The sequence below is a fragment of the Streptomyces sp. NPDC058195 genome (assembly GCF_042883525.1).
Lineage (GTDB): Bacteria > Actinomycetota > Actinomycetes > Streptomycetales > Streptomycetaceae > Streptomyces.
In genome coordinates, this window is record NZ_JBHVVM010000029.1 from 57,022 (window position 1) to 78,949 (window position 21,928).

A 21,928-nucleotide genomic window follows, 5' to 3' on the forward strand; every position below is an offset into this window, starting at 1 on the left:
GGCGGGACGGAGCGCCCCGGTTGTCGGTGCGTCCGGTTAGCCTTTCTGAGGTGTCCCCGCGTATCACCGATCCCGAGCAGCTCAAGGAGCTTCTGGGGATCCCGTTCACCCCGGAGCAGACGGCCTGCATCACCGCGCCGCCCGCCCCGCAGGTGATCGTGGCCGGAGCCGGTTCGGGGAAGACCACGGTCATGGCGGCCCGTGTGGTGTGGCTGGTGGGCACCGGCCAGGTCGCTCCCGAGCAGGTGCTCGGGCTCACGTTCACCAACAAGGCGGCCGCCGAGCTCGCCGAGCGCGTCCGCAAGGCCCTGGTCGCCGCCGGGGTCACCGACCCGGACGCCATCGACCCGGACAACCCCCCCGGCGAGCCCAGCATCTCCACGTACCACGCCTTCGCCGGACGGCTCCTCACCGAGCACGGGCTGCGCATCGGGCTCGAACCCACCACCCGCCTCCTGGCCGACGCCACCCGCTACCAGCTCGCCGCCCGCGTGCTGCGCGAGGCCCCCGGCCCGTATCCCGCCCTGACCAGGTCGTTCCCCACACTCGTCAGCGACCTGCTGGCCCTCGACGCCGAGCTCGCCGAACACCTCGTACGCCCCGAACAGCTCGCCGCGTACGACACCGGGCTCCTGGACACGCTCGCGTCGGCCCGGCTCAGCAACGCCGAGCTGCGCAGGATCCCCGAGACCGCCGAGGCCCGCCGCGAGCTGCTCCAGCTGACCCGGCGCTACCGCGACGCCAAGAAGAGCCGCGACCTCCTCGACTTCGGCGACCAGATCGCGCTCTCCGCCGAGCTGGCACTCACCCGCCCCGAGGTCGGCACGATCCTGCGCGACGAATTCCGTGTCGTGCTGCTCGACGAGTACCAGGACACCTCCGTCGCCCAGCGCCTGCTGCTCTCCGCCCTCTTCGGCAGCGGCCCCGCGGGCCGGACCGGGCACGCCGTCACCGCCGTCGGCGACCCCTGCCAGGCGATCTACGGCTGGCGCGGTGCCTCCGTCGCCAACCTCGACGACTTCCCGCACCACTTCCCGCACGCCGACGGCACACCCGCCACCCGCCACTCCCTCAGCGAGAACCGCCGCAGCGGCGGCCGCCTCCTGCACCTCGCCAACGGCCTCGCCGCACCGCTGCGCGCCATGCACGAGGGCGTCGAGGCGCTGCGCCCCGCCCCCGGCGCCGAACGCGACGGCACCGTCCGCTGCGCCCTGCTGCCCACCCACGCCGAGGAGATCGACTGGCTCGCCGACTCGATCGCCCACCTCGTACGGACCGGCAAGGCGCCCGGCGAGATCGCCGTCCTGTGCCGCACCGCGGGAGACTTCCCCCAGATCCAGGCCGCCCTGGTGGCCCGCGACATCCCGGTCGAGGTCGTCGGGCTGTCCGGGCTGCTGCACCTGCCCGAGGTCGCCGACCTCGTCGCGGTCTGCGAGGTCCTCCAGGACCCCGGCGCCAACGCCGCTCTGGTCCGCCTGCTCACCGGTCCCCGCTGGCGGATCGGCCCCCGCGACCTGGCACTGCTCGGGCGCCGCGCCCGGCTCCTCGTGCACCGCGCGTCCCACGCCGACGACGAGGACTTCGACCCCGACCGCCGCCTCGCCGAGGCCGTCGAGGGCGTCGACCCGGCCGAGGTGATCTCGCTCGCCGACGCGCTGGACACCTTCCTCGAAGCGGGCGGCGAGGCGGACGACGGCCTTCCGTTCTCCGCCGAGGCGCGGGTCCGGTTCGCCCGGCTCGCCGCCGAGCTGCGCGAGCTGCGCCGCTCGCTGGCCGATCCGCTGATGGACGTGCTGCACCGGGTGCTCGCCGCCACCGGCCTGGAGGTCGAGCTGTCCGCGTCCCCGCAGGCGCTGGCCGCCCGCCGCCGGGAGACCCTCGCCAATTTCCTCGACGTCGCGGCGCGCTTCTCCGCCGTCGAGGGCGACGCCACCCTCCTCGCCTTCCTCGGCTTCCTGCGCACCGCCGTCCAGTACGAGAAGGGCCTGGACAACGCCCTGCCCGGCGGCGAGAACACCGTCAAGGTGCTCACCGCCCACAAGTCCAAGGGCCTGGAATGGGACGTCGTTGCCGTGCCCGGCCTGGTCGGCGGCCAGTTCCCCAGCGGCCAGTCCCGCGACGCCTGGACCGCCCAGGCCCAGGTCCTCCCGCACGCCCTGCGCGGCGACCGGGCGACCCTCCCCGACGTCCGCGCCTGGGACGCCAAGGGCCTCAAGGCGTTCAAGGAGGCGATGAAGGAGCACCAGCACACCGAGGAGCTCCGCCTGGGATACGTCACCTTCACCCGGCCCCGCAGCCTGCTCCTCGGCTCGGGCCACTGGTGGGGTCCGTCCCAGAAGAAACCGCGCGGCCCGTCCGCCTTCCTGCACGCGCTGTACGAGCACTGCGCGGCCGGACACGGCGAGATCGAGGTATGGGCCGACGAACCGGCCGACGAAGCGGAGAACCCCGCGCTCGGCACGGAGACCGCCGACCTGGCGTGGCCGCTGCCCCTGGACGCCGCCGCGCTGACCCGCCGCAGAGCCGCCGCGGACGCGGTGATGGACCATCTGGAGGCCCTGTCCGGGGCGGCGGGTGGGCCGGAGCCGTACGGCGAGGGCCGCGCCCCGGTCCCGTCCCCGGCCGAGGACCGGCCGTACGGCGAGGGTCACGCCCCGCCCCCGGTCCCGGACGCCGAGGCCCCCTTCCCCGACGACGAGGCTCCTTACCCGGACGACGAGGCTCCTTACCCGGACGACGAGCGGTACGCCGACGACTGGGACGCCCTGCCGAAGCGGCCCCCGCCCGCCGCCCGCACCCCGCACGTCCCCGCGGCCCGAACACCCGAGCCCGAGCCCGCACTCGATTCCACGCCCGGTTCCGTGCCCGGTTCCGCCGGGGAGCACCGGCTCACCCCCGAGGAGGTCCGCACCCTCGACTCCTGGGACCGCGACCTCGACGCCCTCGCCGGGGAGCTGCGCCGCGCCCGCGCCACCGTGCGTGACGTGCTCGTACCGGCCTCGCTCTCCGCCACCCAGCTGCTGCGCCTGGCCGACGACCCCGACGGCTTCGCCCAGGAGCTGGCCCGCCCCATGCCGAGGCCGCCCCAGCCGGCCGCCCGCCGGGGCACCCGTTTCCACGCCTGGGTGGAGTCCCGCTTCGAGGAGCTGCCGCTGCCCATGCTCGGCCCCGACGAGCTGCCCGGCGGGGACGGGACCGACGCCGAGATCGCCGACGAACGCGACCTCGCCGCGCTCAAGGAGGCCTTCGAGCGCACCCCGTACGCCCGCCGCACCCCGTACCGCGTCGAGACGCCGTTCCAGATCGCCCTGGCCGGCCGGGTGGTCCGGGGCCGCATCGACGCCGTCTACCGCACCGGGGACACGTACGAGATCGTCGACTGGAAGACCACCCGCGCCCGTACCGCCGACCCCCTCCAGCTCGCCGTCTACCGGCTGGCCTGGGCCGAGCTGCACGGACTGCCGCTCACCGACGTCACCGCCACGTTCCTCTACGTACGCACCGGGGAGATCGCCCGCCCCGACCGCCTCCCGGGCCGGGCCGAGCTGGAACGCATCCTGCTCGACGAGCCGCCCCCGCGCACCTGAACCGGGACCGGCCGACGAGCGTCGGCCCGGCCCGGCCGCCCCGGCCGTCACCGCTCTCCGGCCACCGGGGACGCGGCAGGACGGCAGCCGTGCGGCCCCGCGCGTGCCGGGCCCCGGCCCCGCGCACGGCACGGACCCCACCGGGGGAGGCACTAGGCTCAAGGCCATGAGCGACACCCCGGACAGCGCCGTCCGTACGTACACCGAGCAGCACCGCACAGCCTTCCTCGACGACCTCGCCGCCTGGCTGCGCATCCCGTCCGTATCCGCCCAGCCGGTCCACGACGGGGACGTACGACGCAGTGCCGAGTGGCTGTCCGCCAAGCTCAGGGAGACCGGCTTCCCGGTCGTGGAGATCTGGGAGACGCCCGGCGCCCCCGCGGTCTTCGCCGAGTGGCCCTCCGAGGAACCGGACGCCCCGTCCGTCCTGGTCTACGGCCACCACGACGTACAGCCCGCCGCCCGCGAGGACGGCTGGGACACCGAGCCGTTCGAGCCGGTGATCCGCGACGGCCGGATGTACGGGCGGGGCGCGGCCGACGACAAGGGGCAGGTGTTCTTCCACACCCTCGGTGTCCGGGCCCATCTCGCGGCCACCGGCCGCACCACCCCCGCCGTCAGCCTCAAGCTCCTGATCGAGGGCGAGGAGGAGTCCGGCTCGCCGCACTTCCGCGCCCTGGTCGAGGAACAGGCCGCCCGCCTCGCCGCCGACGCCGTGATCGTCTCCGACACGGGCATGTGGAACGAGACGACCCCCACGGTCTGCACCGGCATGCGCGGCCTCGCCGAGTGCGAGATCGAGCTGTACGGCCCCGGGCAGGACATCCACTCCGGCTCGTTCGGCGGCGCGGTCCCCAACCCGGCGACCGCCGTCGCCCGGCTCGTCGCCGCACTGCACGACACGGACGGCCGGGTCACGATCCCCGGCTTCTACGACGGAGTGGCCGAACTCACCGACACCGAGCGCGCGCTCTTCGCCGAGCTGCCCTTCGACGAAGCGGCCTGGCTGCACACCGCCAAGTCCCGCGCCGCGTCCGGCGAGACCGGTTACTCCACGCTGGAACGCGTCTGGGCCCGCCCCACCGCCGAGGTCAACGGCATCGGCGGCGGCTACCAGGGCGACGGCAGCAAGACGATCATCCCGTCCTCCGCCCTGGTGAAGATCAGCTTCCGGCTGGTCGCGGGCCAGGACCCCGACCACGTCCAGCAGCGGGTCCGGGCCTGGGCCGAGGCCCTGATCCCGGCCGGTGTCGGGCACCGGATCACCTTCGCCCCCGCCACCCGCCCCTGCCTGACCCCGCTGGACCACCCCGCCCTCCAGGCCGTGGCCCGCGCCATGGGACGGGCCTTCGGCCAGAAGATCCTCTTCACCCGCGAAGGAGGCTCGGGGCCCGCCGCCGACCTCCAGGACGTGCTCGGCGCCCCCGTCCTCTTCCTGGGAATCTCCGTACCGTCCGACGGCTGGCACGCCCCCAACGAGAAGGTCGAGATCGACCTCCTCCTCAAGGGCGTGGAGACGGCCGCGTACCTGTGGGGCGAGCTGGCCACCGCACTCCGCTGAATCCTGAACACCCGATTCCATCCCGGGGGAGTAGGAAGCACCTGTGAGCACCTTCGACAACGACGCCGCGGTCCGGCCCATCGGCCTGACCGCGCCCGGCGGCATCGACCGCGCCGCGCACCACCGCCTCGACGAGGCCTGGCTGTCCGCCGCGTGGAGCCACCCGACCACCCGCGTGTTCGTCGTCTCCGGCGGCCAGGTACTGATCGATGACACGGCCGACGGCGGCACGGAAATCGTCATGACCCCGGCCTTCGAGGCCCCGCTCACCGAGACCCACCGCTACTTCCTCGGCACCGACGAGGACGGCGTCAGCTACTTCGCGCTCCAGAAGGACTCCCTGCCCGGCCGCATGGACCAGCCGGCCCGCCCGGCCGGTCTGCGCGAGGCGGGCCTGCTGCTCGGCCCGCGCGACGCCAGCCTGATGGTGCACGCGGTGGCCCTGGAGAACTGGCAGCGCCTGCACCGCTTCTGCTCCCGCTGCGGTGAGCGCACGGTCATCGCGGCGGCCGGCCACATCCGCCGCTGCCCGGCCTGCGGCGCCGAGCACTACCCGCGCACCGACCCCGCGGTGATCATGCTCGTGACGGACGAGCGGGACCGCGCCCTGCTCGGCCGCCAGGTGCACTGGCCCGAGGGCCGTTTCTCGACGCTCGCGGGCTTCGTCGAGCCAGGCGAGTCGATTGAGCAGTCCGTGGCGCGCGAGGTCTTCGAGGAGGCCGGGGTCACGGTCGGCGAGGTCGAGTACATCGCCAGCCAGCCCTGGCCCTTCCCGTCCAGCCTGATGCTCGGCTTCATGGCCCGTGCCACCCACTCCGAGATCAACGTCGACGGCGAGGAGATCGAGGAGGCCCGCTGGTTCTCCCGCGAGGACCTGACCGCCGCCTTCGAGTCCGGTGAGATCGTGCCCCCGTACGGCATCTCCATCGCGGCGCGACTGATCGAGCTCTGGTACGGCAAGCCGCTCCCGAAGCCCGGCAGCCTCGGCTGACCCGCCCACGGGCGGGTACGCCGACGCCCCCTCCGGCCGAGCACGGGCACCGGAAGGGGCGTGGGTACGCCACGGCGGCGCGGATCAGGCGGCGAGCGCCTGCTTCACCTGCGCCAGCGACGGGTTGGTCATGACGGCCTCGGCGCCGGTCGAGCCGACCACCAGGACGGTCGGCACGGTCTGGTTGCCGCCGTTGGCCTTCTCGACGAAGGCCGCGGAGTCCGGGTCCTGCTCGATGTTGATCTCGTTGTACGCGATGCCCTCGCGGTCCATCTGGCTCTTCAGCCGACGGCAGTAGCCGCACCACGTGGTGCTGTACATCGTCACAGTGCCCGGCATGTCTTCGCGCTCCTCTGTCTCTGCGGTCTTCCCGGACCCGCCCGAGGTCTCCCCGGGGCTGTCCGTCCTGTCGTCATCCGTTCTCTCCGTCACATCCGTCACATCCGTCGCGCGGAGAAGAGCGGAGAAGAGCGGACCGTGCGTCACCGCACGGAAGGGGAACGTACACGGGGCGACCACCATTCCCGCGGCCCGTACCGGTACCCCGTGCCTTTCCCCGCACCTGTCCGGAACCAGTACGACGAATACGGTCCGCCTGTGGACAGACCTCCGCGTCCGTCTCTCCCGACCTGGCAGCATGGCGGGGTGACAGCAGCAACGCATTCCTCCCTCTTCCCCCAGGTTCCCGAGTCGGCCGACGCCGTGCTCGACGGCCTGGACCCCGAGCAGCGCGAGGTCGCCACGGCCCTGCACGGCCCGGTGTGTGTGCTGGCCGGAGCCGGTACGGGCAAGACGCGCGCGATCACCCATCGCATCGCGTACGGGGTGCGTGCCGGGATCATCCAGCCGGCCAGCGTGCTGGCCGTCACCTTCACCAACCGGGCCGCCGGCGAGATGCGCGGACGGCTGCGCCAGCTGGGTGCGGGCGGCGTCCAGGCGCGCACGTTCCACTCCGCGGCCCTGCGCCAGCTCCAGTACTTCTGGCCGAAGGCGGTCGGGGGCGAGCTGCCCCGGCTGCTGGAGCGCAAGGTCCAGCTGGTCGCCGAGGCCGCGGCCCGTTGCCGCGTCCGGCTCGACCGCAATGAGCTGCGGGACGTCACCAGCGAGATCGAGTGGGCCAAGGTCACCCAGACCGTTCCCGCCGACTATCCGGCGGTCGTCGTCAAGACCCAGCGTGACGCCCCCCGTGACCCGGCCGAGACCGCCCAGATCTACGCCACGTACGAGGAGCTGAAGCGCGACCGCTCGGTGATCGACTTCGAGGACGTGCTGCTTCTCACGGTCGCCATCCTCCAGGACCGCCACGACATCGCCGACCACGTCCGCCGCCAGTACCAGCACTTCGTCGTCGACGAGTACCAGGACGTCAGCCCGCTCCAGCAGCGACTGCTCGACCTGTGGCTCGGCGACCGCGACAGCCTGTGCGTCGTCGGCGACGCCAGCCAGACGATCTACTCCTTCACCGGCGCCACCCCCGAGCACCTGCTGAACTTCCGGACCCGCCACCCCCACGCGACGGTGGTCAAGCTGGTCCGCGACTACCGCTCCACCCCCCAGGTCGTCCACCTGGCCAACGGACTGCTCGGCCAGGCCCGCGGACGCGCCGCCGAGCACCGGCTCGAACTGGTCTCGCAGCGCGAACCCGGCCCCGAGCCCGCGTACACGGAGTACGCGGACGAGCCCTCGGAGGCCGAGGGCACCGCCCGCCGTATCCGCGACCTGATCGCTTCGGGCGTCCCGGCCGGTGAGATCGCCGTGCTCTACCGGGTCAACTCCCAGTCCGAGGTCTACGAGCAGGCCCTGGCCGACGTGGGCGTGCCCTACCAGCTGAGGGGCGCGGAGCGCTTCTTCGAGCGGGCGGAGGTGCGGGAGGCGGGCGTCGCCCTGCGCGGCGCCGCCCGCGCCGGAGGCAACGACTCCCTGCTCGACGACGCGGAGGGGCTGCCCGCGGAAGTGCGCGCGGTGCTCTCCACGAAGGGCTGGACGTCGGAGCCCCCCGCGGGCTCCGGCGCGGTGCGCGACCGCTGGGAATCCCTGGCCGCCCTGGTCCGCCTCGCCGAGGACTTCGAACGGGCCAGGCCGGGCGCGACCCTCTCCGACCTGGTGGCGGAGCTTGACGAGCGGGCCGCCGCCCAGCACGCCCCCACGGTCCAGGGCGTCACCCTCGCCTCGCTCCACTCGGCGAAGGGCCTGGAGTGGGATGCGGTGTTCCTGGTCGGGCTGACCGAGGGCATGATGCCGATCGCGTACGCCAAGACCGACGAGCAGATCGAGGAGGAGCGCCGCCTGCTCTACGTCGGCGTCACCCGGGCCCGTGTCCACCTGTCGCTGTCCTGGTCGCTCGCCCGCTCGCCCGGCGGCCGCGCCGGACGGCGCCCGAGCCGCTTCCTCAGCGGCCTGCGCCCAGGTTCCGCGCCCCTCGGCACACGCGGCACGCGCGGCACGGGCGGTGGCGGTGGGATCGAGCGGGGCCCGGGGCAGGTCACCGCCAAGCGGGGCCGCCGCGGCCCCGCCCGGTGCCGGGTCTGCGGCAGGACCCTCACCGACGCCGGTGAGATGAAGCTGATGCGCTGCGAGGACTGCCCCTCCGACATGGACGAGGCACTGTACGAGCGGCTGCGCGACTGGCGTGCGGTCAGGGCCCGGGAGATCGGCCAGCCCGCGTACTGCGTGTTCACGGACAAGACACTGATGGCGATCGCGGAGACCGTGCCGGACAGCGCGGGCGAACTGGCGGTGATCGCCGGGGTCGGCGCGCGGAAGCTGGGCCGGTTCGGAACCGCTGTTCTGGCTATTTGCGCAGGTGGGACAGTGGATGAAGCACTCGGGGAGGGCGCCGGCGAGAAGTGAGGAAAACTCGTCGAAAAAATAGTTTGCGCGCGCGCCAGTCATCACCATAGGTTCTTAACCACGGAAACAACGGCTTCTCCGAAGCCTTGGATCTGTGCTGTACTTATCCGAATACGTAGGACCGGCTCGCCGGTCCGCCCGAGACGCCGAGAGGAGGCGATTGAAGTGATCAGCATCGTCAAGACCAACAAAATGACCGATCTTTCGGTCGTCTCCGCCTGCTCGCTCGGCCTCGCCTGCTCTTCCGAGTCCTCGCTCCGTGGCACCGGTCTGTCCGGCATTCCTGCCGTCCGTCCGCTGTCCCCCGCGAGCCTCCCGGTGCAGGAGCGCAATGAGCGACCGGCTCTGGCACCGGCAGCAGCAGTAGCGAAGGGACAGGCCCAGGCCTATGCCTTTGCAGCCGTCGGTGCGGGAGCTGAAGCCGGCGCTAAGACGCAGATGAAGCAGCACCACACGATGTGGGCCTTCCGTGGGCCTGAACCCTGGAGTCATCCAGCCTGATCCACCATCAGGCCGGCGCCTTCAGGGCCGCGGAACCCCACTCGGGATCCGCGGCCCTTTTGTTTTGTCCCAACGGACGAGACAACACGAAGGGGCCTCGGGACACGTACCACCCGGTACCAGCCGCCACCCGGCCAACAGGCCGGAACGACCAGACGAGGACACCACCCACCGTGCAACTCGAAGCGCACGCCCCGTCCGTACCGCCTTCCGACCTGATCCCGCCGCCTGGCCTCACGGAGGACTCCACCTTGATCCCCCTCACCGCGCTCACCGCACTCGACGACGCCATCGAGAACCTCGGCGTGCCCGTCCCGTGCCGCTCCTACGACCCGGAGGTCTTCTTCGCGGAGTCGCCCGCCGACGTCGAGTACGCGAAGTCCCTCTGCCGCACCTGTCCGCTCGTCGAGGCGTGCCTCGCGGGCGCCAAGGAGCGTCGCGAGCCGTGGGGCGTCTGGGGTGGTGAGCTCTTCATCCAGGGTGTTGTCGTCGCCCGGAAGCGGCCGCGTGGCCGTCCGCGCAAGAACCCGGTCGCGGCGTGATCGCCGGACTGGGGGTCACGGCCCCCAAACGCATCGGCACCATTGACCGTCCCCACACCCACGATCCCCGAAATCAGGCAGAAATGTCCGTCCCCGTCCACGAGCCCGTCGGCTCCGCAACACCGAACGTCACGATCATCGGCGCGAACGACTCGCGTCAGAACAGGACCCGCGAAATGCAACTCATCCCAGAAGCCCTGGCCCGTGCTCATATGCATGAGCGCCTGCAGGAGGCCGACTCGCAGCGACAGGCAGTGCGCCTGGTCAACGCGCGCCGGATGCAGCGCCGGGCCGAGCGCGCCTCGATGCGCGCCCGCCGGGCGCTGGCCATGGCGGTCATGCACTGAGCAGGACCACCTGCCGTACCCGCTGCCGGGCAGCCGCTCTCTGCCCGGCAGTGCTCGAACCCGAAAAATCAGTACCCCTTCCGCGGGGCCGGTCCGGACGGACCGGCCCCACGGTCGTGCTGGGCGGCGAGGCCGGACGACGCCGTGCGACATGACGGGGACGGCGTTATCGTCACGAGATGGACGAGGAGCCGCAGCACCGCACTCAGCAGCCCACCCCGGGCGACGCCGTTCTCGTCGTCTGTGCCCTGTGCGGCACCTCCGCCGAGGGCGAGGCCGCACCACCGACCTGGCTGTGCTCCGTGGAGAACGGCAAGCGCCAGTACTTCTGCGAAACGTGCGCCCGCACCCACATCAGGTCGATCGAGGGCCGCCTCGACTCCGCCTGGTGGTGACGGCCGACGGTGCCGCACCCCAACCGCCGTCGGCGCGCCGGTTACGCCCCCAAGGGTGCGTCGCCCGCCAGCTCCCGCGCCCCGGGTTCCTTCCTCTCCAGCTCCGCCCCACCGTCTGCGGTCGGCTCGTCCTCGTCCGCCGCGTCCGCCACCTCCGTCTCCGGCTCGTCCGTGTCCGCCTCGTCCAGCGGCAGGAAGCCCGGCAGCCAGGCATCGAGTTCCTCACGCAGCCGCACCGTCGCGTTCAGCTGGCACAGCACCCCGATCGTGCTCAGCGTCACCCGGTGTATCAGCAGATAGGCGGGCGGCAGGTTCAGCTGCTTGCCCAGCTGGTGGGCGGGGGAGCGGGGATCAGCGATCCGCGCGGCCTGATTGCGCATCCAGCTCCGGGAGAACCTGAACTCCTCCACCTGCGCCGGCTCGATGATCGGCAGGAGGTAGTCCAGGACCGCGTCGGGGTCGAGGTCGATCGTGTCCTTGACGAAGCCCTCCCCACGCAACAGCTCGTACACCGCGTCCGCCTCGCCCTCCAGCGTCAGCCGCAGGGAGTCCCCGATGATGGGGGGCAGCCCGCCCGGAAGCCGGTCCACCGTCCCGAAGTCCAGCACCCCGAGCCGCCACTGCCCGGCCTCACCGGTCGCCTCCGTCCCCTCTCCCTCTTCTCTTTCCTCCGGCGGCAGCAGCCGGAAGTTGCCCGGGTGCGGGTCCGCGTGCAGCAGACCCGTGCGCGCGGGCCCGGAGAAGAGGAACCGAGCCAGCAGCTGACCTGCCCGGTCCCGCTGCTCCGGCGTGCCGTCCGTGATGACGTCGGCGAGCGGAACACCCTCCATCCACTCCGTCACCAACACCTGGTCCGACCGGTGAACCACACCGGGGATCACCACATCGGGGTCGTCCGCGAACTCCTCGGCGTGATCCCGCTGCGAACGGGCCTCCTGCTCGTAGTCCAGTTCCTCCGAGACCCGGTCGCGCAACTCCGTGATCAGCGGCTTGATGTCCATTCCGGGGATCAGCGGGCCGAGCAGACGGGCGAACCTGCTGAGCTGGGTCAGGTCCGAGAGCAGAGCCTCCCCGGCGCCCGGATACTGCACCTTCACCGCGACGTTCCGTCCGTCGTGCCACACCGCCCGGTGCACCTGGCCGATCGAGGCGGCGGCCGACGGCCTGTCGTCGAATTCGAGGAACAACTCCTGCCAGTCCTCCCCGAGCCGCTCCGCCAGTACCGCGTGCACGGTGTCACTGGGCATCGGCGGCGCGGCTTCCTGCAACTTGGTGAGAGCTGCCCGGTACGGCCCGGCGACCTCCTCCGGCAGGGCCGACTCGAAGACGGACAGGGCCTGGCCGAGTTTCATGGCCCCTCCCTTCAGCTCTCCCAGAACGCGGAACAACTGGTCCGCGGTGCGCTGCTGCACCTCCCGGGCGACCAGCTCCGCTGATCTCCCGCCGATCCGCTTGCCCAGGCCCCACGTCGCCCGGCCCGCGAAGCCCAGGGGCAGAGCGGCCAACTTGGCGGTACGGGTGACCGCTTTCCGGGGTAGATCAGACACGAGCCCCTCCAAATCCCAGACCGCCGTACCGCGCGCGGCGGCTACCCGGCCATTGTGTCCTGCCGTGCCTCGCTACCGGAGGAGCGATCCCCCGCAATGTGCCCGGCCGCCCCGCAGGAACATTCGAGGCGCGGTGACCACCGCTCGGGCCGCCAGTCCAGCAGCGGCATCGCCGCTTCCCAGCGGGTTCCCGTACTCGCGGGCAGATCACCGTCCAGGAAGGACAGCGCGTGCGCGGCGGCCAGCCCCGCCACCGCCGTTGCCAGGCTCAGATCACATGCCTGCACCGCCGTTCGCCGTCCGGACCGCCACTGCGACAGCATCCTGGTCCAGTCGGGATCCCGGGCCGCGCGCTCCAGCGCCATGCACTGCGCGCAGGCCGTGCCCCCGGGCAGTACCAACGGCCCGACGATCCCCGTCGACTCCATGACTCCGGCATAGAGATGAGGAGTACCCGACGAGATCCACGGCTCGGCCGACTGCGGATCGGGGACGTACACCGAGAAGCCGTCGCGCGGGGCCACCACGACCAGCGAGAGTCCCGGCTCACCACCACCCGGCGGCCCCGCCGCCTCCGTGGCCCGGGGTGCCGTGCCCGGCGCGGATCTGCGTACCAGCTGCCGGGCGGCGGTGTCCCGGCGCTCCCCGACGGCCGTCGCCGGAAGCCCGCCTGGCGAGACGTCCGACGGCTCGGCGTGCCCTCCGTCCAGCACCTCCACCCGGCCCACCCCGGACCCGGACAGCACCGCCGCGATCGCGGCCCCCACCCGGCCTGCTCCCCGGACCTGCACCCGCATCGCCCGACGGGCCGCCAGCCGCCGCATCCCGCCTCCCGGTTCGGGATGGACGACGGAGAGCGAGGCCAGATCGGGGCGGTGCCTCTCCAGCGCACCGGGCCGACTGCGCAGGACATCGGCCTCCACGCCAGCGGCCCGTACGTCGTCGATCAGGCCCGCGTTCACCAGCCTGCCCACCAGCGTGTCCACCTGAGTGCCGGACAGACCCAACGCGCGGGCCTCCTCGTACAGCAGCGGCAGCCCGCGTGTGCCGTCGAGCAGTTCCATGAAGCTGCCGGTGGTGATGTCCAGCGGGCCGAACTTCACCGCATGGGCATGAGTCACCCCGAGCTGCACGGTGCCCCGGCTGCGCCACGCACGGCGCAGCGCGGGCTTCAGCATCGGATACATCGGATACGTCGGATTCACGGCTGCCCCCGGTCTGCGTGCCTCGATTGTGATCTCTGTGTGGTCCTCGCGTGCGGGCCGAGCTTCGGACCCTGGCGGAACCCGTTGTCAGAATGCAGCCCCGGGCCGAAACGTGCGGAAAGTTATCCACAGGTATGAGGTATTAGTCATTCAAATGGTGCGGGGAGGGAGTGGATCTAGCCCGAACCGTCCGGAGCCAGGACTTCTCCCGCCGGCACCGGGTAACGTCGTGGCGTGCCCGCCGACCCGTCACCCGGAATCGCCGGGGAGACCCCCGCGCACCCTGCCGGAACCCAGCAGCGGGGCGCGGTGGACCGTCCACCCCGCGCCTCGGTGGCGAGCGCGGTCGAGGTCCGCCGGAGCGACCGCCGCCGCAGAACGGTCTCCGCGTACCGGGAGGGCGACCGCACCATCGTGCTCATCCCGGCCCGGATGTCGGAGGCCGAGGAGCGGCGCTGGGTGGGCGTGATGCTCGACAAGCTCGCGGCGCAGGAGAGCAAACGGATCTTCGGCGACAGCGAACTGACCGAGCGCGCCGAGCGGCTGTCCGCCCAGTACTTTCACGGCCGGGCCAGGCCTGTGTCGGTGCGGTGGGTGACCAACCAGAACACCCGGTGGGGCTCCTGCACCCCGGCGGAGGGCAGTATCCGCCTCTCGCACCGATTGCAGGGCATGCCCGAATACGTCGTCGACTACGTACTGCTCCACGAGCTGGCCCACCTGCTCGTTCCCGGGCACGGTCCCAGCTTCTGGCGGCTGCTGGAGGCGTACCCCCGCACCGAGCGGGCACGCGGTTACCTGGAGGGCGTGGTCGCCGCCGACCGGCTGCCGCACCTGCCCGCCGCACGCGATGAGTGACACCTGCCGATTCTGTACCGGGTCTGTACCGGCTTGGCTCGATGTCAGAGTTTGCGGTTAGCCTGGCGCGACGCATTCACCTTCGGGATGGGGGACGGTCGTTACGCATGGCCAGGGAATTCCAACGCGGCCACAAGGCCAGGATCAGCGATCTCACATCAGGGACGGATCTGTACGTAGGTGTGCAGATCGCCGGCCAGGGACTGACCTTCGACATCAGCTGCTTCGGTCTCGACGCCCATGAGCAGCTCTCCGACGACCGCTACTTCATCTTCTTCAATCAGCCCAAATCGCCCGAGGAGTCCATTCAGCTCCTCGGCTCCCAGGCCGGTGACACCGAGTCGTTCCGCGTCACCCTGGACCGCATCCCGGCCAGCATCCACAAGCTGTCGTTCACCGCGACGATCGACGGGGCCGGGCAGATGTCCCAGATCGGCCCCGGCTACATCCGGATCGTCGCGGGCGGCGAAGAGGTCGTCAGGTACGCCTTCACCGGCACGGAGTTCAGTACCGAGCGCGCGGTGATGCTGGGCGACTTCTATCTGAAGGACGTCTGGCGCTTCGCCGCGGTCGGCCAGGGCTTCGACGGCGGTCTCGAAGCGCTGCTGAAGAACTTCGGCGGTGAGGTCGCTGAGGAGGAGCCCGCGGCGCCGCAGCCGCAGGCGGCCCCGTCGTTCGCCCCGCCCGCCCAGGCGTCCGCACCGGCACCGGCCCCGTCCTTCGGTGCTCCCGCCGCCCCTGCTCCGGCGCCTGCTCCGGCCCCCGCCTTCGGTGCTCCGGCCGCCCAGCTTCCCACCGCCCCGCCCCCGGCTCCCGTGGCACCGCAGCAGATGCACGCGGCGCCGACGATGGCGGCGCCGCTGGCACCGCCCGGCGGTCCGGTGCCGCCTCCTGCCCCCGCGCCCTACGGGCAGCCGGGACAGCCGCCCCAGCAGCCGCAGTTCGGGCAGGTCCCCGGCCAGGCACCGCCCGCCGCCCCGTTCGGGCAGCAGCCCCCCGGTCCCTACGGTCAGCCGCCCGCGGCCCCCTACGGCCAGCCGCCTGCCGCCCCGTTCGGGCAGCAGCCTCCCGGCATGCCCCAGGGCGTTCCCCAGGGGGTGCCGCAGGCCGGCGCCGGTCTCCAGGCGGCCCTCCAGCTCTACAAGGAGACGGACAACGGCCAGCGCTGGACCCCGCAGAACCAGCAGCTCATGCGGGTCGACCTCGGCATGGGCGGCACGCCCGTGCTCGCCCGCCAGGGCAGCATGGTGATGTACCAGGGCAAGGTCGACTTCGGCTACAAGGGCGCAGGCTTCGTCGGCCGTATCGTCGGCAACGCCACCGGCCAGGAGATGCAGCTGATGCGCTGCACCGGCCGTGGACAGGTCTTCCTCGCCGAGGAAGGCTCCCACCTGCACCCCATCGAGCTCCAGGGCGACGGGATCTGCATCTCGGCGGAGAACGTCCTCGCCTTCGACGAGAGTCTTCAGTACGAAGTCCGCAGGGTCGAGGGTCACGGCATCCCCGGCGGCGCTCTGTTCACCATGCAGTTCCAGGGCACCGGCACGGTCGTCGTCAAGACCCGCGGCGTCCCCGTCGTGCTGCCCGTCACACCGACCACCTTCGCCGACTGCAACGCCGTCGTGGCCTGGTCCTCCGCGTCCCAGGTGATCATCTCCAGCCAGGTCCGGCTGCGCCGCAACGCGTATCCCGGTCACAGCGGGGAGACCGTGAACCTCCAGTTCCGGGGCGCTCCCGGGAATTTCATCGTTGTCCAGCCCTACGAGGTCTGAGGGAGCCCGTCATGAACCAGCAGCTCGCGGGCTACGCCCCGACCCCCGTGACCGCCCGGATGGAGAACCACGGCCACACGATGCTCAAGGTCGCCATGGCCTCCGGCCAGGACCTCTACGCACGGACCGGCTCGATGGTCGCCTACGAGGGCTTCATCCAGTACGAACCCAACCCGCCCGCTGTCCGGCAGGTCGCCTCCCAGTGGATCACTGGCGAGGGTGCGCCGATCATGAAGTGCTCCGGTGACGGCCTGCTCTACCTCGCCGACTACGGCGCCGATGTGGTCGTCATCAACCTCAACAACGACTCCCTCTCGGTCAACGGAACCAACATCCTCGCCTTCGACGCCCACCTCACCTGGGGCGTCGAGCGGGTCAAGGGCCTCGCCAAGTTCGCCGGACAGGGCCTGTGGAACGTCTGTATCTCCGGCACGGGCTGGGTCGCCATCACATCGCGCGGCACCCCCATCGTCGTCGACTGCGGACGTGGCGAGGACGAGACCTATGTCGACCCGGACGCGCTGGTGGCCTGGTCCCCGAACCTCAAGGTGAAGGGCAAGCGCAGCTTCAAGGCGTCCTCGCTCATCGGGCGGGGCAGCGGCGAGGCGTACCAGATGGCGTTCTCCGGCCAGGGCACCGTCGTCGTCCAGCCGAGCGAGGACAGCACCGACCGTCTGCAGATCCGGAACTGACGGGGGAGGGGAACACACCATGCAGAGTCCGCTTTTCAGCTACACCGAACAGCAGTCCCAGGATCGGTACACGATCCAGAACCCGCAGCTCCTGCGGGTCTCGCTGACCGGCCACGACGACATCCTCGCCCGTAAGGGCGCCATGGTCGCGTACCAGGGCCTGATGGAGTTCGACGGCGAGTACCAGTCGCAGGGGCAGCGCCGCGCCCGCGCGCACACCGGCGAGGGGCTCGAACTGATGCGGTGCTCCGGCCAGGGCACCATCTACTTCGCCAACCTGGCGCAGTACATCCACATCGTGGACGTCGACCACGATGGCATCACCGTGGACAGCGCCTACGTCCTGGCGCTGGACTCCGCGCTGCACACCGAGGTCATCGCGGTGGACAGCCAGTACGGCATCTCGGGCACCGGGAAGTACCAGCTCAGCATCACCGGCACCGGCAAGGTCGCGCTGATGACCTCGGGCCAGCCGCTGATGATGCAGGTCACACCCGACAAGTACGTCAACGCCGACGCCGACGCGATCGTCGCCTGGTCCAGCTCGCTGCGGGTGCAGATGCAGGCCCAGACCCATTCCTCGGGCGTCTGGCGGCGCCGTGGCAACACCGGCGAGGGCTGGGAGCTCAGTTTCCTCGGGCAGGGTTTCGCCCTGGTCCAGCCGAGCGAGGTGCTGCCCCCGCAGAGCCACGACACCGGCCAGGGCATCCGGGCCCAGTACGGCATGGGACAGCAGGGCGCCCACGGCCAGAACCAGAACAACGCCTGGAACTGAGCCACCGGACACCGGCACGCACACCACGGCTGAGGGGCGGTCTTCGCCAAGACCGCCCCTCAGCCATGCCCAGGCCCCCTGTGCCGCTAGCGGCGCTCTGCCAGCGCGGTGCGGGTGCGCTCCAGCAGCCGCACGACGGAGGTGTCGGCCACTGAGGCGACCTCGTCGTACCCGAACCAGCGCAGGTCCAGCGATTCGTCGCTGATCCGCTCCGTCGAGCCGACGGGGGCCAGTGCCGCGTACTGCACGTCCAGATGCCAGTGGCAGGGAGCGGGGATCGGGTGACGGTCCAGCGTGACCGGACCGCTCCCGAGCAGGGTCAGGCCGGGGATGCCGGACTCCTCCGTCGCCTCCCGCAGCGCGGCAGCGGCGAGCGAGGCGTCCTGGGGCTCGCAGTGCCCGCCCATCTGCAGCCACATCCGCAGCTTGCGGTGGAGGGTGAGGAGCACCCGCTCCCGCTCGGGGTCGATGACCAGGGCACTGGCCGTGAGGTGGCCCGCCCCGCAGGACTTCCACATGCCGTCGGGATGCCGTGCCAGGTGGTCGAGGTAGACCTGGCGCAGCCCCGCCTGGGCCGGATCCGCCGGGTGGTCGTACCCCTTCAGTACGAGCACGGCGTCGTCGTGGAGGCTCACCGGCCGGTGTCGTCCTTGCCGCCCTCGCCGTCCTCGGCCTCTCCGGTGCCGGGCGTGCCCCCGCCGCCCGCGCCGGGCTCGCGCGGGTCCTTGGCGGCCTCGCCGAGCATCTTGTCCAGCTCGGAGAAGTCCAGCTGCTCGTGGTGGACGAAGCCGTCCGGGTCGTCCAGGTCCTGGGCGGTCGGCAGCATGTCGGGGTGCTCCCACAGGGCGTCGCGCCCGTCGAGACCGCGCGCGTCGGTGAGGGAGGCCCACAGCCGGGACGCGTCACGCAGCCGCCGCGGGCGCAGCTGCAGGCCGATGAGCGTGGCGAAGGTCTGCTCCGCCGGACCGCCGGAGGCGCGGCGCCTGCGCATCGTTTCGCGCAGCGCGTCCGCCGAGGTCAGACGGGACTTCGCGGCCTCGTGCACCACGGCGTCCACCCAGCCCTCGACCAGCGCGAGAGCCGTCTCCAGACGGGCCAGGGCGGCTTTCTGCTCCGGAGTGTCCTCCGGCTGGAACATGCCCTGCTGAAGGGCGTCCTGGAGCTGCTCGGGCTGCGAGGGGTCGAACTGGCCGACCACGTCCTCCAGCTTGCTGGTGTCGACCTTGATGCCGCGCGCGTAGCCTTCGACGGCGCCGAACAGATGCGAGCGCAGCCACGGGACGTGGGCGAAGAGGCGCTGGTGCGCTGCCTCGCGCAGCGCCAGGTACAGCCGCACCTCGTCCTGCGGCACGCTGAGGTCCTTGCCGAACCGCTCCACGTTCAGCGGCAGCAGCGCCGCCTTGCCCGCCGGGCCCAGCGGCAGGCCGATGTCGGTCGAGCCGACTACCTCGCCCGCCAGCACGCCGACGGCCTGCCCGATCTGCTGGCCGAACATCGCGCCGCCCATCGACCGCATCATGCCGATCAGCGGGCCCGCCATCGCCTGCATCTCCTCGGGCAGCACGTCGCCCATCGCGAGGCCGACACGCTCCGCGACCGGGTCGACCAGCTTCTGCCAGGCGGGCAGGGAGGCTTCGACCCACTCCGCGCGGCTCCACGCCACCGTCGAGACCGAACCAGAGGGCAGGGACGTCACACCGTCCAGCCAGAGATCGGCCAGGCGCAGCGCCTCGTCGACCGCGGAGCGCTCCGACGGGCCCACGCTGGCGTCCTTCGTGCCGTCCGGCGTGCCCTGCGAGACCGTCTGGCGGGCGATCTGCTTGGCCATGTCCCAGTTCACCGGGCCGCCCTCATAGCTCAGCATCTGGCCGAGCTGCTGGAAGGCGGCGCCCAGGTCGTTGGGGTTCATCGAACCGAACATCGCCGCGAACGGGTTCTCCCCGCCCGCGCCCGGCCCGAAGCCGAACGGGTTCGCCGGCCCGCCCGAGCCCTGCCCACCTCCGGTGGGGTCCTTCTCCTTGCCCTCGTCGCCGTTGTCCGGCTCCTCCGGCGGAAGGCCGAATCCGAATGGGGTGTCACTCACGGGGTTTCCTCGGCTCGTAGGGCCGCCGGTTCGAACCGACGGCGGCTGCCCGACATCACCATCCAGCGTAGACACCAAAAGCCCGCGCAGGGCCTCAGTGCTCCGCCTGCTCCCGGCCTGCGGCAGGATGGACGCCACCTGGTACGCACGCGTCATTCGGGTACGTACTGAAGACAACCGCTGGAGATGCCTGGTGAGTTCCCCAGATCCTCAGGTTCGCGCAGCGCGAAACCTGTCCGCTCCCTCGACTGAGAAGAAACCGGAAAAGAGCCGTTCCAGGAACCGTGGCCCCGTGGTCGCGGTCACCGGGGCCGCGAGCGGCGTGGGCGAGCTGCTCACCGCGCGCCTCGCCGCCTCCGAGGAGATCAAGCAGGTCATCGCCATCGACGAGCGCCGTGGCGAGGTCTCGGAGGCGACCTGGCACATCCTCGACGTACGGGATCCCGCCATCGCGGAGAAGCTGCGCGGCGCAGACGTCGTGGTGCACCTCGCGCTCGATCTCGACCTGGAGACCGACCCGGCCGCCCGCACGGCGTACAACGTGCGCGGCACCCAGACCGTGCTGACCGCGGCGGCCGCCGTCGGTGTGCACCGGGTCGTGCTGTGCACCTCGGCGATGGTCTACGGGGCGCTGCCCGACAACGACATCCCGCTTTCCGAGGACGCCGAGCTGCGTGCCACGGCGGAAGCCACCGGCGTCGGCGACCTGCTGGAGATCGAACGGCTCGGCCGCCGCGCGCCCCGCGCCCACCCGGGACTCAACGTGACCGTGGTCCGGCCCACCGTCCTGGTGGGAGGCACGGACACCGCGCTGACCCGCTACTTCGAGTCACCGCGCCTCCTTGTCGTCGCCGGATCCCGTCCGACCTGGCAGTTCTGCCATGTCGAGGACCTGGTCGCAGCCCTGGAGTACGCGGCGCTGGAGAAGATCGACGGGGAGTTCGCGGTCGGCTGCGACGGCTGGCTGGAACAGGAGGAGGTCGAGGAGCTCAGCGGCGTCCGGCGGATGGAGCTGCCCTCCGCGGTGGCCCTGGGTGCCGCCGCCCGGCTGCACCGGATCGGCCTCACGCCGTCCCCGGCCGGTGACCTGGCGTACACGATGCATCCCTGGGTGGTCAGCGTGAGCCGGCTGCACGACGTGGGGTGGCGTCCGAGCTGGACCAACGAGGAGGTGCTCGGCGCGCTGCTGGAGGAGGTCGAGGGCAGGCACACGGTCGCAGGGCGCCGTCTCGGCCGCAAGGACGCCACCGCGGCGGGCGCCGCCGGGGCGACCGTGGCCCTGCTCGGCACCGCCGCGCTGGTCCGCCGCGCCCGCAAGGCCCGCCGTCGTATGTGAGGGCTGCGAGGCCGCGCCGCGCCGGGGTCTTCTGTAGGAGGCTCCAAGGCCAGGAGCGGCCCGCCGGTGGAAACCGCTATTCCGCCCCGGCGCCGCGGTGCGGCACCATGGGCCCCATGGCACCCACCGACCACCCCGGCGAACAGGCGGCGGACGCCCCCGTCCGGCTGCTGGAGATCCGTGACACCCCGCTCTCCCTCGACGAGGTCTTCCGGGCCGTGGGGGACGACGCGGCGGGTGGCACGGCATTCTTCGTCGGCACGGTGCGCAACCACGACGGGGGCCAGGACGTCGGCGGGCTCGGCTATTCGTGTCACCCCTCGGCGCGGGACGAGATGCGCCGGGTGGCCGAGAAGGTCGTCGCGGACTTCCCGGTCCGGGCGCTGGCGGCGGTCCACCGGGTGGGTGACCTCCAGGTGGGCGATCTCGCCGTGATCGTCGCGGTCTCCTGTCCGCACCGTGCCGAGGCGTTCGCGGCCTGCCGCAGGCTCATCGACGACCTCAAGCACGAGGTCCCGATCTGGAAGCACCAGCGCTTCTCCGACGGCACCGAGGAATGGGTCGGCGCCTGCTGACCGCAAGCCCGGAAGTGCGTCCGTCCGGTCCGATTTGCGTAACCCCACCCCTGCCGTAAGCGTTGATTCTCCAGACGGTTAATCTGCTGATCGGTCAGTTGCGGTCGCTCATGGGTAGGGAGGTCGTAATGGCAGCGCTTGCCTGGTTGATGATTCCGCTTTTCGCTGCGCTCGGTTCCGCGATATGGGGAAGCTGGGCCGCCCGGAATCGAACCACCGGCGATGTCTCCGAACTCGCCGGCTATGCCCGGTTCCGTGAGGCGATGGAGAAATCGCATTCCGGTTCCGACGTCGTCTGACGTTTCCGGGCG

At 71.7% G+C, this 21,928-nt stretch carries 20 protein-coding genes; 15 read left to right on the top strand and 5 right to left on the bottom strand.

The features are described from left to right. Nucleotides 1-50: 50 nt before the first annotated feature. From ACFVWY_RS28820 to nudC, 3 genes are all read left to right on the top strand, one after another. Nucleotides 51-3,587, top strand: coding sequence for a UvrD-helicase domain-containing protein (locus tag ACFVWY_RS28820; protein ID WP_389877549.1), 3,537 nt, complete (start codon nucleotides 51-53; stop codon nucleotides 3,585-3,587). Between the two features lie 166 nt (nucleotides 3,588-3,753). Then, entirely contained in the window at nucleotides 3,754-5,148 is a 1,395-nt protein-coding gene (locus ACFVWY_RS28825) for a dipeptidase (protein WP_389877550.1), read from the top strand. Nucleotides 5,149-5,191: 43 nt separating this feature from the next. Further along, nucleotides 5,192-6,139: an NAD(+) diphosphatase gene (gene nudC, locus ACFVWY_RS28830; protein WP_389877552.1), complete on the top strand. Its 948-nt coding sequence runs from the start codon at nucleotides 5,192-5,194 to the stop codon at nucleotides 6,137-6,139. 84 nt (nucleotides 6,140-6,223) lie between these two features. On the opposite strand, the gene ACFVWY_RS28835 is transcribed toward nudC, so the two are convergent. Further along, the gene (locus tag ACFVWY_RS28835) at nucleotides 6,224-6,478 is read right to left on the bottom strand and encodes a mycoredoxin (RefSeq protein WP_327369739.1); all 255 of its coding nucleotides are present in this window, start codon (nucleotides 6,476-6,478) and stop codon (nucleotides 6,224-6,226) included. A 306-nt stretch (nucleotides 6,479-6,784) separates the two neighbouring features. On the opposite strand from ACFVWY_RS28835, the gene ACFVWY_RS28840 reads away from it, so the two are divergent. The 5 genes from ACFVWY_RS28840 to ACFVWY_RS28860 all read left to right on the top strand — a co-directional run bounded on the left by ACFVWY_RS28840 (nucleotide 6,785) and on the right by ACFVWY_RS28860 (nucleotide 10,774). After that, nucleotides 6,785-8,989: an ATP-dependent DNA helicase UvrD2 gene (locus ACFVWY_RS28840; protein WP_389877554.1), complete on the top strand. Its 2,205-nt coding sequence runs from the start codon at nucleotides 6,785-6,787 to the stop codon at nucleotides 8,987-8,989. Nucleotides 8,990-9,154: 165 nt separating this feature from the next. Then, entirely contained in the window at nucleotides 9,155-9,490 is a 336-nt protein-coding gene (locus ACFVWY_RS28845; protein WP_389877556.1) for a hypothetical protein, read from the top strand. A gap of 173 nt (nucleotides 9,491-9,663) precedes the next feature. Further along, on the top strand, nucleotides 9,664-10,032 hold the full coding sequence (locus tag ACFVWY_RS28850; protein WP_389877557.1) for a WhiB family transcriptional regulator: 369 nt from the start codon (nucleotides 9,664-9,666) through the stop codon (nucleotides 10,030-10,032). Next, on the top strand, nucleotides 10,029-10,379 hold the full coding sequence (locus tag ACFVWY_RS28855) for a hypothetical protein (protein ID WP_389877559.1): 351 nt from the start codon (nucleotides 10,029-10,031) through the stop codon (nucleotides 10,377-10,379). Before ACFVWY_RS28850 ends, ACFVWY_RS28855 begins: the two co-directional genes overlap by 4 nt. A 179-nt stretch (nucleotides 10,380-10,558) precedes the next feature. Continuing rightward, complete coding sequence (locus ACFVWY_RS28860; protein ID WP_389877561.1) at nucleotides 10,559-10,774, top strand: hypothetical protein; 216 nt, start codon at nucleotides 10,559-10,561, stop codon at nucleotides 10,772-10,774. 41 nt (nucleotides 10,775-10,815) lie between these two features. Here the strand turns inward: ACFVWY_RS28860 and ACFVWY_RS28865 are convergent, their stop codons facing one another. Next, entirely contained in the window at nucleotides 10,816-12,321 is a 1,506-nt protein-coding gene (locus ACFVWY_RS28865; protein ID WP_389877562.1) for an ABC1 kinase family protein, read from the bottom strand. Between the two features lie 41 nt (nucleotides 12,322-12,362). Next, nucleotides 12,363-13,508 carry a ThiF family adenylyltransferase gene (locus ACFVWY_RS28870; RefSeq protein WP_389877628.1) on the bottom strand — a complete coding sequence of 382 codons (1,146 nt, stop codon included), beginning with the start codon at nucleotides 13,506-13,508 and terminating at the stop codon, nucleotides 12,363-12,365. Nucleotides 13,509-13,760: 252 nt separating this feature from the next. Between ACFVWY_RS28870 and ACFVWY_RS28875 the strand changes: the two genes are divergently transcribed. The 4 genes from ACFVWY_RS28875 (at nucleotide 13,761) to ACFVWY_RS28890 (ending at nucleotide 17,623) form a co-directional block, all read left to right on the top strand. Further along, a complete protein-coding gene (locus ACFVWY_RS28875) occupies nucleotides 13,761-14,384 on the top strand; it encodes a M48 family metallopeptidase (RefSeq protein WP_389877564.1) in 624 nt (207 codons plus the stop codon). A 107-nt stretch (nucleotides 14,385-14,491) separates the two neighbouring features. After that, nucleotides 14,492-16,156 (top strand): TerD family protein, encoded by a 1,665-nt coding sequence (locus tag ACFVWY_RS28880; protein WP_389877566.1) that lies wholly within the window; start codon nucleotides 14,492-14,494, stop codon nucleotides 16,154-16,156. Between the two features lie 11 nt (nucleotides 16,157-16,167). Beyond that, nucleotides 16,168-16,848, top strand: a complete 681-nt coding sequence (locus ACFVWY_RS28885) for an AIM24 family protein (protein WP_389877567.1) — start codon at nucleotides 16,168-16,170, stop codon at nucleotides 16,846-16,848. Nucleotides 16,849-16,867: 19 nt separating this feature from the next. Further along, complete coding sequence (locus ACFVWY_RS28890; RefSeq protein ID WP_389877569.1) at nucleotides 16,868-17,623, top strand: AIM24 family protein; 756 nt, start codon at nucleotides 16,868-16,870, stop codon at nucleotides 17,621-17,623. An 86-nt stretch (nucleotides 17,624-17,709) separates the two neighbouring features. On the opposite strand, the gene ACFVWY_RS28895 is transcribed toward ACFVWY_RS28890, so the two are convergent. Beyond that, entirely contained in the window at nucleotides 17,710-18,258 is a 549-nt protein-coding gene (locus tag ACFVWY_RS28895) for an NUDIX hydrolase (protein ID WP_389877571.1), read from the bottom strand. Next, nucleotides 18,255-19,706 (bottom strand): zinc-dependent metalloprotease, encoded by a 1,452-nt coding sequence (locus tag ACFVWY_RS28900; RefSeq protein ID WP_389877572.1) that lies wholly within the window; start codon nucleotides 19,704-19,706, stop codon nucleotides 18,255-18,257. Before ACFVWY_RS28900 ends, ACFVWY_RS28895 begins: the two co-directional genes overlap by 4 nt. Before the next feature lie 193 nt (nucleotides 19,707-19,899). On the opposite strand from ACFVWY_RS28900, the gene ACFVWY_RS28905 reads away from it, so the two are divergent. From ACFVWY_RS28905 to ACFVWY_RS28915, 3 genes are all read left to right on the top strand, one after another. Beyond that, nucleotides 19,900-21,042, top strand: coding sequence for an SDR family oxidoreductase (locus tag ACFVWY_RS28905; protein WP_389877574.1), 1,143 nt, complete (start codon nucleotides 19,900-19,902; stop codon nucleotides 21,040-21,042). A gap of 116 nt (nucleotides 21,043-21,158) precedes the next feature. Then, a complete protein-coding gene (locus ACFVWY_RS28910; protein WP_389877575.1) occupies nucleotides 21,159-21,617 on the top strand; it encodes a molybdenum cofactor biosynthesis protein MoaE in 459 nt (152 codons plus the stop codon). A 128-nt stretch (nucleotides 21,618-21,745) separates the two neighbouring features. Further along, complete coding sequence (locus ACFVWY_RS28915; RefSeq protein WP_389877577.1) at nucleotides 21,746-21,916, top strand: hypothetical protein; 171 nt, start codon at nucleotides 21,746-21,748, stop codon at nucleotides 21,914-21,916. Nucleotides 21,917-21,928 lie beyond the last annotated feature (12 nt).

What these genes read in the sequence shown, in the direction of transcription:
- ACFVWY_RS28835 (WP_327369739.1), bottom strand. Translation starts at nt 6,478, where the DNA reads ATGCCGGGCACTGTGACGATGTACAGCACCACGTGGTGCGGCTACTGC.
- ACFVWY_RS28870 (WP_389877628.1), bottom strand. Translation starts at nt 13,508, where the DNA reads ATGTATCCGATGCTGAAGCCCGCGCTGCGCCGTGCGTGGCGCAGCCGG.
- ACFVWY_RS28860 (WP_389877561.1), top strand. Translation starts at nt 10,559, where the DNA reads ATGGACGAGGAGCCGCAGCACCGCACTCAGCAGCCCACCCCGGGCGAC.
- ACFVWY_RS28880 (WP_389877566.1), top strand. Translation starts at nt 14,492, where the DNA reads ATGGCCAGGGAATTCCAACGCGGCCACAAGGCCAGGATCAGCGATCTC.
- ACFVWY_RS28910 (WP_389877575.1), top strand. Translation starts at nt 21,159, where the DNA reads ATGGCACCCACCGACCACCCCGGCGAACAGGCGGCGGACGCCCCCGTC.
- ACFVWY_RS28885 (WP_389877567.1), top strand. Translation starts at nt 16,168, where the DNA reads ATGAACCAGCAGCTCGCGGGCTACGCCCCGACCCCCGTGACCGCCCGG.
- ACFVWY_RS28915 (WP_389877577.1), top strand. Translation starts at nt 21,746, where the DNA reads ATGGCAGCGCTTGCCTGGTTGATGATTCCGCTTTTCGCTGCGCTCGGT.
- ACFVWY_RS28890 (WP_389877569.1), top strand. Translation starts at nt 16,868, where the DNA reads ATGCAGAGTCCGCTTTTCAGCTACACCGAACAGCAGTCCCAGGATCGG.
- ACFVWY_RS28825 (WP_389877550.1), top strand. Translation starts at nt 3,754, where the DNA reads ATGAGCGACACCCCGGACAGCGCCGTCCGTACGTACACCGAGCAGCAC.